Annotated in this window: 11 protein-coding genes; all 11 read left to right on the forward strand. The window is 36.0% G+C overall.

Features of this window, described 5'->3' with window-relative positions; all coding sequences use genetic code 11:
- Positions 1-398: 398 nt before the first annotated feature.
- The 11 genes from dnaA to rplI all read left to right on the forward strand — a co-directional run bounded on the left by dnaA (position 399) and on the right by rplI (position 13,080).
- Positions 399-1,736 carry a chromosomal replication initiator protein DnaA gene (dnaA, locus tag EKM64_RS08945; RefSeq protein WP_225420994.1) on the forward strand — a complete coding sequence of 446 codons (1,338 nt, stop codon included), beginning with the start codon at positions 399-401 and terminating at the stop codon, positions 1,734-1,736.
- Between the two features lie 156 nt (positions 1,737-1,892).
- On the forward strand, positions 1,893-3,029 hold the full coding sequence (gene dnaN / locus EKM64_RS08950; protein ID WP_125677775.1) for a DNA polymerase III subunit beta: 1,137 nt from the start codon (positions 1,893-1,895) through the stop codon (positions 3,027-3,029).
- A gap of 225 nt (positions 3,030-3,254) precedes the next feature.
- Complete coding sequence (gene yaaA / locus EKM64_RS08955) at positions 3,255-3,464, forward strand: S4 domain-containing protein YaaA (RefSeq protein ID WP_125677776.1); 210 nt, start codon at positions 3,255-3,257, stop codon at positions 3,462-3,464.
- Positions 3,465-3,470: 6 nt separating this feature from the next.
- On the forward strand, positions 3,471-4,592 hold the full coding sequence (gene recF / locus EKM64_RS08960; RefSeq protein ID WP_125677778.1) for a DNA replication/repair protein RecF: 1,122 nt from the start codon (positions 3,471-3,473) through the stop codon (positions 4,590-4,592).
- Positions 4,592-6,544, forward strand: a complete 1,953-nt coding sequence (gyrB, locus tag EKM64_RS08965; RefSeq protein ID WP_125677780.1) for a DNA topoisomerase (ATP-hydrolyzing) subunit B — start codon at positions 4,592-4,594, stop codon at positions 6,542-6,544. Before recF ends, gyrB begins: the two co-directional genes overlap by 1 nt.
- Before the next feature lie 17 nt (positions 6,545-6,561).
- Complete coding sequence (gyrA, locus tag EKM64_RS08970; protein WP_125677782.1) at positions 6,562-9,102, forward strand: DNA gyrase subunit A; 2,541 nt, start codon at positions 6,562-6,564, stop codon at positions 9,100-9,102.
- A 197-nt stretch (positions 9,103-9,299) separates the two neighbouring features.
- Positions 9,300-9,596: a 30S ribosomal protein S6 gene (rpsF, locus tag EKM64_RS08975; RefSeq protein ID WP_125677783.1), complete on the forward strand. Its 297-nt coding sequence runs from the start codon at positions 9,300-9,302 to the stop codon at positions 9,594-9,596.
- 37 nt (positions 9,597-9,633) lie between these two features.
- Positions 9,634-10,194 (forward strand): single-stranded DNA-binding protein, encoded by a 561-nt coding sequence (ssb, locus tag EKM64_RS08980; RefSeq protein WP_125677785.1) that lies wholly within the window; start codon positions 9,634-9,636, stop codon positions 10,192-10,194.
- 19 nt (positions 10,195-10,213) lie between these two features.
- Complete coding sequence (rpsR, locus tag EKM64_RS08985) at positions 10,214-10,450, forward strand: 30S ribosomal protein S18 (RefSeq protein WP_125677787.1); 237 nt, start codon at positions 10,214-10,216, stop codon at positions 10,448-10,450.
- A gap of 155 nt (positions 10,451-10,605) precedes the next feature.
- A complete protein-coding gene (locus EKM64_RS08990; RefSeq protein WP_125677789.1) occupies positions 10,606-12,612 on the forward strand; it encodes a DHH family phosphoesterase in 2,007 nt (668 codons plus the stop codon).
- Between the two features lie 12 nt (positions 12,613-12,624).
- Positions 12,625-13,080 (forward strand): 50S ribosomal protein L9, encoded by a 456-nt coding sequence (gene rplI, locus EKM64_RS08995; RefSeq protein WP_125677791.1) that lies wholly within the window; start codon positions 12,625-12,627, stop codon positions 13,078-13,080.
- Positions 13,081-13,084 lie beyond the last annotated feature (4 nt).

Here is a 13,084-nt window from a genome sequence, read left to right on the forward strand (position 1 = left end):
ACAGTTTTCCTGTGGATAATCTGTGGAAGCATTTTACAACTTTTTTTACACACAAAGTTATCGACAATCTTTTCACCTGAACTTTTTTACTGTGCTTTAGTTATCCACAGCTTGAGATTAAAAAAATATTTCGGTACTATTAGTTGATATAAAGGGCTTATCAGGTGAACTATTTTGTGGATAACTATGTGAACAACTTAAATTATCCTACTTTTTCACAGACCATCTTTTTTAATATTTCCTTCTTGTTATTTTTTTATTATTTAAACATTTGTTCTGTGGAAAACTCTTTTATACAATGATAAACTATACAATGTCTTTTTTCCGTAAAAAATTTATCCACATTAAAGATTGGGGGGAAATCTTTGCAAAATATAAACGACGATTCAAATGCTCAAATCAAAGAATTCTGGGATTATTTAACTAAAAAATTAAAATCTAGTTTAACCCCCGTAAGTTACACGACTTGGGTAGAAAGCGCACATCCTTTATATATTTCTGGAAATGATCTTCATATTTCTGTTCCTAGTAATTTACACAAGGACTATTGGGAGCGACATTATACCGAGGATATTGCAATTTATTCATTTGAATTAAATGGTATTGAACTAAATCCTATTATTGAAACTGCTGAGGACCAAGCAAAAAAAGAGGAGCCGGCTACTCCTAAAAATAATGTCGAAAAAACAACTACCACTGGACACGTTTTTCATAATTCTCACTTAAATCCAAAATACACTTTTGATTCATTCATAACTGGTAGTGGTAACCAAATGGCCCACGCAGCAGCTTTAGCAGTTGCAGAAGATCCTGGTACTATTTACAATCCATTGTTTATTTATGGTGGTGTGGGACTTGGAAAAACTCATTTGATGCAAGCTATCGGACATCAAATGATAAAACTAGAACCCGCCGCAAATGTTAAATACGTTACCAGTGAAACTTTTGCTAATGACTTTATTAATTCCATTCAAACCAGAACTCAAGAAGAATTCCGTCAAGAATATCGTAATGTAGATTTATTACTAATAGATGATATTCAGTTCTTTGGCGAAAAAGAGGGGACTCAAGAGGAATTTTTCCATACTTTTAATGAACTGTACGCTAATAGTAAGCAAATAGTTATGACTTCTGATCGTTTACCAAACGAAATTCCTAAGCTTCAAGACAGATTGGTTTCACGTTTTAAATGGGGTTTACCAGTTGATATCACTGCACCTGACCTTGAAACAAGAATTGCCATTTTACGTAACAAGGCTGAAGCTGAAAATCTTGAAATTCCTAATGACACTCTTTCATATATCGCTGAACAAGTTGATACCAATGTTCGTGAATTAGAAGGTGCTTTACTACGAGTTCAAGCTTATTCAACAATGAATAAAGAAGACATAACTAAATCCATTGCAGCTGATGCTTTAAAATCATTAAAACTTAACAAGGAACAAAACGGGTTGACCGTCGGAAAAATCCAGAGTCGTGTTGCTAAATACTATCGTGTTTCCGTCAATGATCTAAAAGGTAAGAAACGTGTAAAAACAATTGTTGTTCCTAGACAAATTGCTATGTACTTAGCCCGAGAACTTACAGATAAATCTTTGCCACAAATTGGAATGGAATTTGGTGGTAAGGATCATACGACAGTTATGCATTCATGTGATAAAATATCCGAGTTAGTTATAAAAAATGATGAAATAAAACGAGCCGTCAATGAATTGAAAGATGAACTCAGAAATTAACATGTTGAAAAGTATTTAAATTGTATCTTGTTATCCACACCTGTTAATAACAGGTTAAATCCAATAATATCTTAGCCTCATAAAAGTTATCCACAGAATCAACAGCACCTACTACTACTTCTATTTATATATTAATTAATTAAAAGAGGGGTACCTATGAAATTTTCAATCGACAGATCAAAATTCGTAAACCAGACAAATAACGTTCAACGAGCAATTTCCACAAAAACTACAATTCCAATACTTACAGGAATGAAACTAGATTTATCAGATAATGGTTTGACCATTACTGGTAGTAATTCAGATATTTCTATAACTTCATTTATTTCAAAAGACGATACTGATAATGATTTAAGAATTGAAAGTACTGGATCGATCGTATTGCCAGCTAGATTCTTTAACGAAATCATCAAAAAGTTGCCTGGGGATAACTTTGATTTAGAAGTTTTAAGTAATAATCAAACTCTAATTTCTTCTGGCGTATCCGAATTTACTATCAATGGTTTGGATGCAAGCAATTATCCACACCTCCCAGAGGTAGAAACATCAAATCAATTAGTTTTCCCCACAGATTTATTTAAGGAAGTCGTTAATCAAACTGTTATTGCTGTTTCAAATCAAGAAAGTCGTCCGGTCTTAACTGGTGTTAATTTCTTGATCAGCAACGAGGGACTAGTTTCAGTCGCAACCGACAGTCATCGTTTGGCTCAAAGAAGAATCGATATCACCAGTGATGAAGATTACAACTTGATTATTCCTGGAAAGAGTTTGACCGAACTAGTTAGAACAATCAGTGATTCAGTCAAAGAAATTTCAATGTCAATTTCTGAGAATCAAGTTCTATTCAGTTTTGACAATGTTATGTTCTACTCACGTCTGCTTGACGGAAGATATCCTGAAACAGATCGTTTGATTCCGGCTGACTCAAATACCAGAATTACTTTTGATACGACAAAATTATTAGGTTCCGTTGAGAGGGCTTCACTTCTTTCACATGAGAGTCGCAATAATGTTATCAAGCTGGAAATAAAGACTGCTGAAAAGAAAGCAACCCTTTATGGGAATTCACCAGAGGTCGGAACTGTTGAAGAAGTTCTTGATTTTGAGAGTATTGAAGGTGATGATCTGGAAATTTCATTTAACCCTGATTATTTGAAAGATGCTTTAAGATCATTTGGTGGAAATACCAATATTGAGATGAGTTTTACTTCACCATTACATCCGTTCACTTTGAGACCAGTAGAGAATAAGGAAGACTTTGTTCAACTGATTACTCCTGTTAGAACGTTTTAAATATGTCAAAAGGGCCAGAACATTTCGTTCTGACCCTTTTTTTTGTCTGATTTGGAAATATGCCTTTATTTTGCGCTGTCTGTGATTTTTTTATCTTTTTTAGTGGGGAGCTACTAAACTGTTTGAAAATTGCTCTAAACGCCTGATAAGTTGTTTTTCGAGTTAAAAACCTCTATAATTATAATATGTCATTAAATATGTAAATCTAATAAATAGGGTGTTAATATGTCGCAAAAAATAAAGATTGAAACGGAATTTATAACGTTAGGACAGTTTTTAAAGGACGTTGGAATCATTTCAACCGGTGGCCAAGCCAAGTGGTATCTGAAAGATAATGAGGTGCAACTTAATGGAGAATTGGAGGATCGTCGAGGCAAGAAATTGCATAAAGGCGATGTATTAATTATCGATAAAGAATCTTACGAGATTGAATAAAAGCACTTGTATATAAAGGAATTACGACTTCGCAGTTATCGAAATTACGAGTCTTTAAAAATTGATTTTTCTCCAAACATTAATATTTTTTTGGGAAGAAATGCCCAAGGTAAAACTAATTTATTAGAGGCTATGTATTTTTTAGCTTTAACAAGAAGTCATCGAACATCTAGTGATAAAGATTTGATTATGTGGGGCAGTGACTTTGCTAGAATTTCTGGAACTGTCATTAAAGATAATTCTAGCAACCTGCAGATGGATTTGGTTATAAGTAAATCTGGAAAAAAAGCTCGTTTAAACAATTTGGAACAACGCAAGTTATCGACGTATATCGGTAATTTGAATGTTGTTTTATTTTCTCCGGAGGATTTGTCGATCGTAAAGGGAAATCCTGGGATCAGAAGAAAATTTATTGATATGGAGTTTGGTCAGATTTCATCACAGTATCTAAAAACAGTTAGTCAATTTCGTCGTGTCTTAAAGCAACGAAATGTCTATCTGAAAAAATTACAGCATCAAAAAAATCCGGATTTGATGTATTTGGATGTTTTGTCCGATCAACTGTCCGGATATTGTGCTGAAGTAGTAAAAATGCGTTTGGATTTCTTAGCAAGGTTACAAACTTTCATGAGTAAAATTCACTCTGATATAACAGATCAGCAGGAAAAACTAGAATTGCAATATAGTAGTGTAATCGATGTTAATGAAAAATCTGTTGAAAATATTTATAATAATTACAAGAATATTTTCAAAGAAAATGTCAAAAAAGAGATCCAGCGCGGGGTTACATTATATGGACCACACCGTGATGACATTAAATTCATGATCAATGGAAAAGATGCTCAGGATTTTGGATCTCAGGGGCAACAACGATCTGTGGCTTTAAGTTTGAAACTGGCTGAGGTCGAATTGATCAAAGAAGAAGTAGGTGATTATCCAATTTTATTATTGGATGATGTTTTGTCAGAGTTGGATCATAAGCGACAGACTCATCTTTTGACATCAATAAGTGATCACATTCAAACGTTTATTACGACAACTTCGCTCGAAGATGTCGATCAAACTTTAGTTAGAAATCCTAATATTTTGAATATTAGTAACGGAGTAGTTCAACAGGAGGAAATTTAATGGCTGAGAACGATAGAGAAGCTGAATTAGAAAAAAGAGAAGAATTAGCCGAAGAATATGATGCCAGTCAAATTCAAGTTCTTGAGGGACTTGAAGCCGTTCGTAAGAGACCTGGTATGTATATTGGTTCAACCAGTAAACAAGGTCTGCACCATCTTGTTTGGGAAATAATTGATAATGGTATCGATGAAGCTTTAGCCGGATTCGCCACTAAAATTGACGTTACCGTTGAACCCGATAATTCAATTACTGTCTTTGATGATGGTCGTGGTATTCCAATCGATATCCAAAAAAAGACTGGTAAACCAGCTCTTGAAACTGTTTATACGATTCTGCATGCCGGAGGTAAATTCGGCGGTGGCGGATACAAGGTTTCTGGTGGTTTGCACGGTGTTGGTGCCTCAGTAGTTAATGCGTTAAGTAGTGAACTTGACGTTGTGGTTACTCGTGCCGGAAAACAATATGGAATCGACTTTGCTAAAGGTAAAGTTGTCCATCCAATGCATGTTGTTGGTGACGCACCCGAATTTGAACATGGAACTTTAGTTCACTTTGTTCCAGATTCTGATATTTTCACGGAAACAACTGTTTACGATGATAAAGTTTTGACAACTAGAATTCGTGAGTTGGCCTTTTTAAACAAAGGTTTGAAATTAACTTTCACAGATAAAAGAGCGGATACAGCTGAGAAACTAGTCTTCCATTACGAGGGTGGTATCAAGAGTTACGTTGAATTTATGGACAAAGAAAAAGAAGTCCTATTCGAAGACCCAATCTATCTTGAAGGTGTTCAAGATGGCGTTACGGTCGAAGTAGCACTTCAATATACTGATGAATTCCATACTAATTTGATGACTTTCGCCAATAATATCCACACTTATGAAGGTGGTACTCATGAGGTTGGGTTTAAGACGGCCTTAACACGTGTTATCAATGACTATGCTCATAAAAATAAATTATTAAAAGATAGTGAAAAACTTTCTGGTGAGGATGTTCGCGAAGGGATGACCGCGGTCGTCAGTGTTAAGCATCCGGATCCTCAATTTGAAGGCCAAACTAAGACGAAATTAGGTAATAGTGATGCTCGTACTATCACCGATCGTCTATTCAGTGAACACTTCATGAAGTTCTTGATGGAAAATCCTAGTTTAGCTAAAAAAATCGTTGAAAAGGGTAGTTTAGCTACTAAAGCTAGAATGGCTGCCAAGCGTGCCCGTGAGGTTACTAGAAAGCAAAATGGACTAGAGATCAGTAATTTACCTGGTAAATTGGCTGACAACTCAAGTAAAGATCCAGCAATCTCTGAATTATTTATCGTTGAGGGTGATTCTGCCGGTGGTTCTGCTAAAACTGGTCGCTCACGTTTGACACAAGCTATCCTGCCGATCAGAGGTAAGATTTTAAATGTTGAAAAAGCAACTATGGATAAGATCCTAGCTAACGAAGAAATCAGAACACTCTTTACAGCTATGGGAACAGGATTTGGAGAAGATTTTGATATCTCTAAGGCTCGTTACCATAAAGTAATCATTATGACTGATGCTGATGTCGATGGTGCTCATATTCGAACACTGTTGTTAACATTGCTCTATCGTTATATGCGTCCAGTTGTTGACGCAGGCTATGTTTATATTGCTAAGCCACCTTTGTATCAAGTTCGTCAAGGTAAGATGATGCAGTACTTTGATACTGATAAAGAGAAAGATGAGTTTGTATCACAGCTTTCACCAAAACCAGAGCCAAAGATCCAACGTTACAAGGGTCTTGGTGAAATGGATGCTGATCAGTTATGGGAAACGACTATGGACCCTGAAAAGAGAAGATTGGACCGTGTTAACCTTGATGATGCCATTGAAGCTAACAAAGTTTTCTCAATGTTAATGGGTGACAAAGTTGAACCAAGAAGAGAATTTATTGAAGACAATGCACGTTATGCCGAAGTAGATTATTAGGGAGGTAAAGCAAGTTAATGGACGATCGAAGAATATCCAATGTTAATCTAACGGAAGTTATGAAAAAATCTTTCGTGGATTATGCCGCTAGTGTTATCGTTTCAAGAGCACTTCCAGATGTGCGTGATGGATTGAAGCCAGTTCACCGTCGTATTCTTTACGGTATGAATGAACTTGGCGTTACGCCAGATAAACCATATAAAAAGAGTGCTCGTTTTGTCGGTGACATCATGGGTAAATATCATCCACATGGGGACTCTGCCATTTATGAATCAATGGTCAGAATGGCTCAGGACTTTAGTTACCGTTATCCATTAGTTGATGGACACGGAAACTTTGGTTCAATTGATGGTGATCCACCCGCTGCCATGCGTTATACCGAAGCTCGTATGAGTAAAATGGCAGTTGAAATGTTGCGTGATATTAATAAAGATACCGTTGATTTAGTACCAAACTATGACGGTGAAGAAAAGGAACCAATGGTACTTCCTGCACGTTTTCCAAATCTTTTGGTCAATGGGGCAACCGGAATTGCCGTTGGTATGACTACTAATATCCCTTCACATAACTTAAAAGAAGTTATTGATGCTTTGCATATTTTGATGAGAAATAAAGATGCAAGTATTGCTGATTTGATGAAGGTATTACCTGGACCTGATTTCCCCACTGGAGGAATCATTATGGGCCGTTCTGGAATTAGAAAAGCCTATGAAAACGGAAAAGGTACAATCATTTTGCGTGCCAAAGTCGACGTTATAACTAAGAAGAACGGTCAGGAACAAATTATTGTTACTGAATTGCCTTATATGGTCAATAAAGCCAACTTAGTGGAACGTATCGCTGAATTAGCACGTGATAAAAAACTCGATGGTATCACTGATTTAAACGATGAATCTGACCGTGAGGGTATGAGAGTCGTTATTGATATTCGTCGTGATATGAGTGCTTCTGTTGTCTTGAATAACCTCTATAAATTGACACAACTACAAATTTCTTACGGTATCAATATGGTTGCTATCGTTGATAAAACACCACGTGTCTTATCACTTAAAGAAGTTCTAGTTTATTATTTGAAGCACCAAGAAGTTGTTATCAGAAGAAGAACTAAATATGAATTGGACCGTGCTCAGGCTCGTGCTCATATTCTAGAAGGATTGAGAATTGCTCTGGATCATATTGATGAAATCATCAGTATTATCAGAGGTTCACAAACTTCCAGTGTGGCTAAACAAACTTTGATGGATCGTTTTAAATTATCAGATAAACAATCACAAGCTATCCTTGATATGCGTTTGGTTCGTTTGACTGGTTTGGAACGTGAAAAAGTTGAGGCCGAATATCAAGATCTTTTAGTAAAAATTGCTGATTACAAAGATATTTTGAATACACCAGAACGTGTAGATAAAATTATTTATGATGAATTACTAGATATCCAAGATAAGTTTGGTGATCCTAGAAGAACCGAAATTCGTGCCAGTGAAGTTGCTAATATTGAAGATGAGGACTTGATCGAAGAAGAGAATATCTTAGTTGTCTTGACTCATAATGGATATCTCAAGCGCCTATCTGCTGATGAATTCAGAGTTCAAAATCGTGGTGGCCGTGGTATCCAAGGTATGGGTATTCATGATGATGACTTTATTGAACATATGATTTACGCATCGACTCATGATCGAATGTTGTTCTTTACTAATACTGGTAAAGTTTATCGGACTAAGGGTTATGAGGTACCTGAATACGGTCGTACGGCTAAGGGTATTCCCGTGATCAACTTGTTGAACATTGAAAAGGGTGAAAAGATTCAAACTGTTATCAATGTTGGACGTGACGTTGATAAGGAAAATTCATTCCTCTTTTTTGTTACTAAATATGGAACCGTTAAACGCACGCCAGTAACTGATTTTGCCAATATCAGACATTCCGGCCTTCGTTCGATCACGTTAAAAGACGGTGATGAATTAACTAATGTTTTCTTAACAGATGGCAGCAAAGTTATCTTTATCGGAACTCACAGAGGTTATGCTGTAACCTTTAGAGAAAGCGATGTTCGTCCAATGGGTAGAACTGCAGCCGGTGTTCGTGGTATCAAACTTCGAGAGGAAGATTATGTCGTTGGTTCATCAATCGTTGAGCCAGGACAAGAGGTTCTTACAATCTCTGAAAAGGGTTATGGTAAGCGAACTAAGGTTGAAGAATATCCAATCAAAGGACGTGGCGGTAAAGGTATCAAGACTGCTAACGTGACTGAAAAGAATGGACCGATTGCCGGAATTACTTCCGTCAGTGGGGATGAAGATATCATGCTGATTACAGATATGGGTGTTATGATCCGTTTTGAAGTTCAAAGCGTTTCACAAACAGGCCGTGCTACTTTAGGTGTTAGATTGATCAAGGTTGATGGCGAGTCTATCGTTTCAACTATGGCTAAAATCCAACATGAAGAAACTGAAGAAGATACTGATCAAGATAATTCTGATGATCCAGTTAATAATGAAACAAGTGAAGATAATGATGAATCCGTTGACGTAAATAAGGATTCAGATAATACTGAAGAGTAAAAAAAAGTGTTTCTGCGTAATTTGATATGTATCAAGTTTTTGATACGTGTCAGGCAGAAACACTTTTTTATTGGTAAATTTATCTAGAAATTCTTTGTAAGTTATGCTAAACTATAACATCGTGAGTATAAAATGTAGTTAATTTATGCTCCTTGTTCTTTAAGTAGAACCATTAGACCATAAGGAGGTGTACAGTCATGGCTGAAACACATTACGAAATTACATACATCATCAAACCTGATGTTGAAGAAGACGCAAAGAAAACTCTAATCGATCGTTTTGATAAGATCCTTACAGATAACGGCGCCAAAGTAATCGATTCAAAAGACTGGGAAAAGAAACGCTTAGCATACGAAATTGCTAACTATAAAGAAGGTGTCTACCATATTGTAAACGTAGACGCTGACAACGATGAAGCAATCAATGAATTCGATCGTCTATCAAAGATCGAAGACAACATTCTTCGTCACATGATCATCAAACGTGAAGACTAATTTTGTTTCACGTGAAACATTTTAAGGAGGCAGGTATATGATTAATCGAGTAGTTCTAGTGGGACGCCTGACACGTGATCCTGAACTTAGATATACTGCCAATGGTGCAGCAGTTGCCAGTTTTACAGTCGCTGTAAACAGACAATTTACTAATGCTCAAGGTGAGCGCGAAGCTGATTTTATTAATTGTGTTATTTGGAGAAAAGCCGCAGAAAACTTTTCTAATTTTACTAATAAAGGTTCACTTGTTGGAATTGATGGACGTCTTCAAACACGTAACTATGAAAACCAACAAGGTCAAAGGGTCTATGTTACTGAGGTAGTTGTTGAAAACTTCTCATTACTAGAGTCAAGATCTGACAGTGAAAAGAGATCAAGTTCAAGTAGCAATAATAATCCAAATCAAGCTCCTAATTACAACCAACAAAATCAATCATCAAATCAGTCTCCAGTAAATAACAATAATAGCAACAATAACAATAACTTTAATAATCAATCTAACAATAATAGTAACAGTAACAACTCAAATAATATGGGCGATCCATTTGCTGATAACAGTAAACCAATCGACATATCAGATGACGACTTACCATTCTAAAGTGAAGGGAATGACATAAATGGCTCAACAAAGAAGAGGCGGACGTAGAAGACGTAAAGTTGACTTCATCGCAGCTAACCATATCGAATTTATCGATTATAAAGATACAGAATTACTTAAGAGATTTATCTCAGAACGTGGTAAGATTTTGCCAAGACGTGTAACTGGTACAAGTGCTAAGAACCAAAGAATGCTTACAATTGCTATCAAACGTGCAAGAATCATGGCTCTATTACCATTCGTCGCTGAAGATTAATTGAAAATTAATTGAAGACCACTGAAAAGTGGTCTTTTTTTATTCTCTGAATTAACAAAATTTCAATTTTGATATCGTCAAAGTCTTATATTTAAATATTAAAAGTGAAACCCTGCTGTGATAAAATTAAGAGGTACGTTTAAGAGGGGACTAATATGGAAAAAATAAAATCTAACCTTCGATTTTTCCTTTCTCGAGTAGATTATTCAACACAACTGACAGCGCTATCTTTAATTGTCATGCTGATCTCAATTTTAATTGTTGGTATGGTACATGGTTCAATCAGTGGCTATATTCAAGCTGTGCTTGTAATTATCTCGTTGATACTTTTTGTATACCTCTTCTTGCTTTTAGGTGAAAAAGCGGGTAAGTATACGAATAATTTGCAGTATCGAATTGATCGAGGAACGGACAATAGTTTTGTCGAATATCCTTTAGGAATCTTACTTTATGATGATGACAATCGAGTTCAATGGGTCAATCCTTATTTTGTTGAAAAGACAGGGATCGAATCCGCATTTAGTATGAGTCTATCTGATATTTCAAATGATTTACTTTCGTTGGTCAGCGATGATCAAGAAAATGAATCTCATCAGACTATAAAAATCGGTGATAAGTACTATTTAGTTCAGATTCAAAGAGAATTACAGACGATGTATTTTATGGATATAACTCGTTATTCCAAGATTGAACGGCGCTATGAAGATAACCGTTCAGTTATCGGTCAAGTATATTTGGATAATTATGCAGAGATCACACAGTCAATGAGTGATCGTGACGTTTCCAATCTGGATAATTATATAACCAATGAATTGTCTAATTGGGCATCCAGTGAACAAATGTTTTTAAAACGGATCGATGATGATCATTTCTTCATAGTTGCTTATTCAGGTAAAATTTTTAATATGGAGAAAAAAGGATTTAAGATTTTAGATGTCATTAGAGAGTATACATCCCAACAGAATGTTCCATTAACTTTGAGTATGGGATTCTCATACGGTGTTGATGATTTGAATGTTTTGAATGACGAAGCGCAAAAAAACCTCAATCTATCGCTGGGTCGAGGTGGAGATCAGGTCGTTGTTAAAGAGATCGGTCAAAAAGCTCGCTTCTATGGTGGTAATACAGATCCAATGGAGAAACGAACGCGTGTTCGTGCTAGAATGATAAGTGAAGCTTTACAAGAATTATTAAAGGACAGCGACCAAGTGTTAGTTATGGGTCATAATCATCCTGATATGGATGTTTTAGGATCATGCTTGGGCATTAGACGGATCGCGCAGATGAACAATACACCATGTAAAATTGTGATTGACACTAAAGATCTGCATACGGATGTTAGTCGTTTGATCAGTTTGATCGATGAAGATCCAGCTATTAAAAACGACATTATTTCGTCAGAAGAGTCGATGAATACTGTTACTTCAAATACTTTGATCGTTATGGTCGATCATTCTAAGCAAAGTATCTCGATCAATCCGGATCTATTTAATAAGACTAGTGAAAAAGTGGTTGTTATCGATCACCATCGTCGTGGTGAAGAGTTCCCTGAGAATCCAATGTTGATCTATATTGAACCTTACGCATCATCAACCAGTGAGCTGATTACCGAAATGTTGGAGTATCAACCTAAGAATAAAAAAGCTATTGAAAAAATCGAGGCTACTTCGTTATTGGCTGGTATTACAGTCGATACCAAATCATTCTCACTCAGGACTGGTACCAGAACCTTTGATGCCGCTAGTTATTTACGTTCGGTTGGTGCCGATGAAACTTTGATTCAAAATCTTTTAAAAGAAAATATTGATTCATTTATTCAGAGAAATCATCTGATCGAATCAATTACCATGGTCGGAAATCAGATGGCGGTTTGCTTTGGTGAAAATGATCGAGTTTATGATCCAGTAATTGTTGCTCAAGCAGCTGATACATTGTTATCATTAAATAATGTCGAGGCTTCATTTGTTATCAGTATGCGTCCAGATGATCGTGTAGGTATCTCTGCACGTAGTTTGGGTAATATTAATGTACAAGTCATTATGGAAAAATTGGGCGGTGGGGGTCACTTATCTGATGCTGCAACCCAAATTGCTGACGTAACTGTCAATGAGGCTAAAGAACAACTGGTCCAGGTTTTATCTGAATCTGAAAATAAAAACTAGGAGGAATCCATCGTGAAAGTTATTTTTACCGCAGATGTAAGAGGAAAAGGAAAAAAGGGTGAAGTAAAGAACGTTGCAGATGGTTATGCCCAAAACTTCTTGATCAAAAATAACAAAGCTATTGAAGCTACTAACCAAAATGTAGCCAAACTCAAGGCTGAACAAAATAAAGAGGCTAAGAATTATAAAGAGGAATTAGCTCAAGCAGAAGTATTAAAGAAGCAAATTGAAGATGATAAAACTATTGTTGAGATATCGGCTAAATCAGGTGCTGATGGTCGGCTATTCGGTTCAGTCACAAGCAAGAAAATTTCAGAAGAATTAAAAAAACAATATGGCTTTGAAGTTGATAAGCACAAGATGGAATTAAACGAAGGTGTTAAGTCATTAGGCTACATCAATGTTAAAAGTAAAATTTTTGAGGGTGTTGAAGCAACTATTCGAGTACATGTTGCCGAAAAGAAGTAATTTA

The organism is Companilactobacillus keshanensis (assembly GCF_003946205.1).
Classification (GTDB): domain Bacteria; phylum Bacillota; class Bacilli; order Lactobacillales; family Lactobacillaceae; genus Companilactobacillus; species Companilactobacillus keshanensis.

Coding starts and splice junctions, on each gene's coding strand:
- dnaN (WP_125677775.1), top strand. CDS start 1,893: ATGAAATTTTCAATCGACAGATCAAAATTCGTAAACCAGACAAATAAC.
- yaaA (WP_125677776.1), top strand. CDS start 3,255: ATGTCGCAAAAAATAAAGATTGAAACGGAATTTATAACGTTAGGACAG.
- gyrB (WP_125677780.1), top strand. CDS start 4,592: ATGGCTGAGAACGATAGAGAAGCTGAATTAGAAAAAAGAGAAGAATTA.
- gyrA (WP_125677782.1), top strand. CDS start 6,562: ATGGACGATCGAAGAATATCCAATGTTAATCTAACGGAAGTTATGAAA.
- rpsF (WP_125677783.1), top strand. CDS start 9,300: ATGGCTGAAACACATTACGAAATTACATACATCATCAAACCTGATGTT.
- ssb (WP_125677785.1), top strand. CDS start 9,634: ATGATTAATCGAGTAGTTCTAGTGGGACGCCTGACACGTGATCCTGAA.
- rpsR (WP_125677787.1), top strand. CDS start 10,214: ATGGCTCAACAAAGAAGAGGCGGACGTAGAAGACGTAAAGTTGACTTC.
- EKM64_RS08990 (WP_125677789.1), top strand. CDS start 10,606: ATGGAAAAAATAAAATCTAACCTTCGATTTTTCCTTTCTCGAGTAGAT.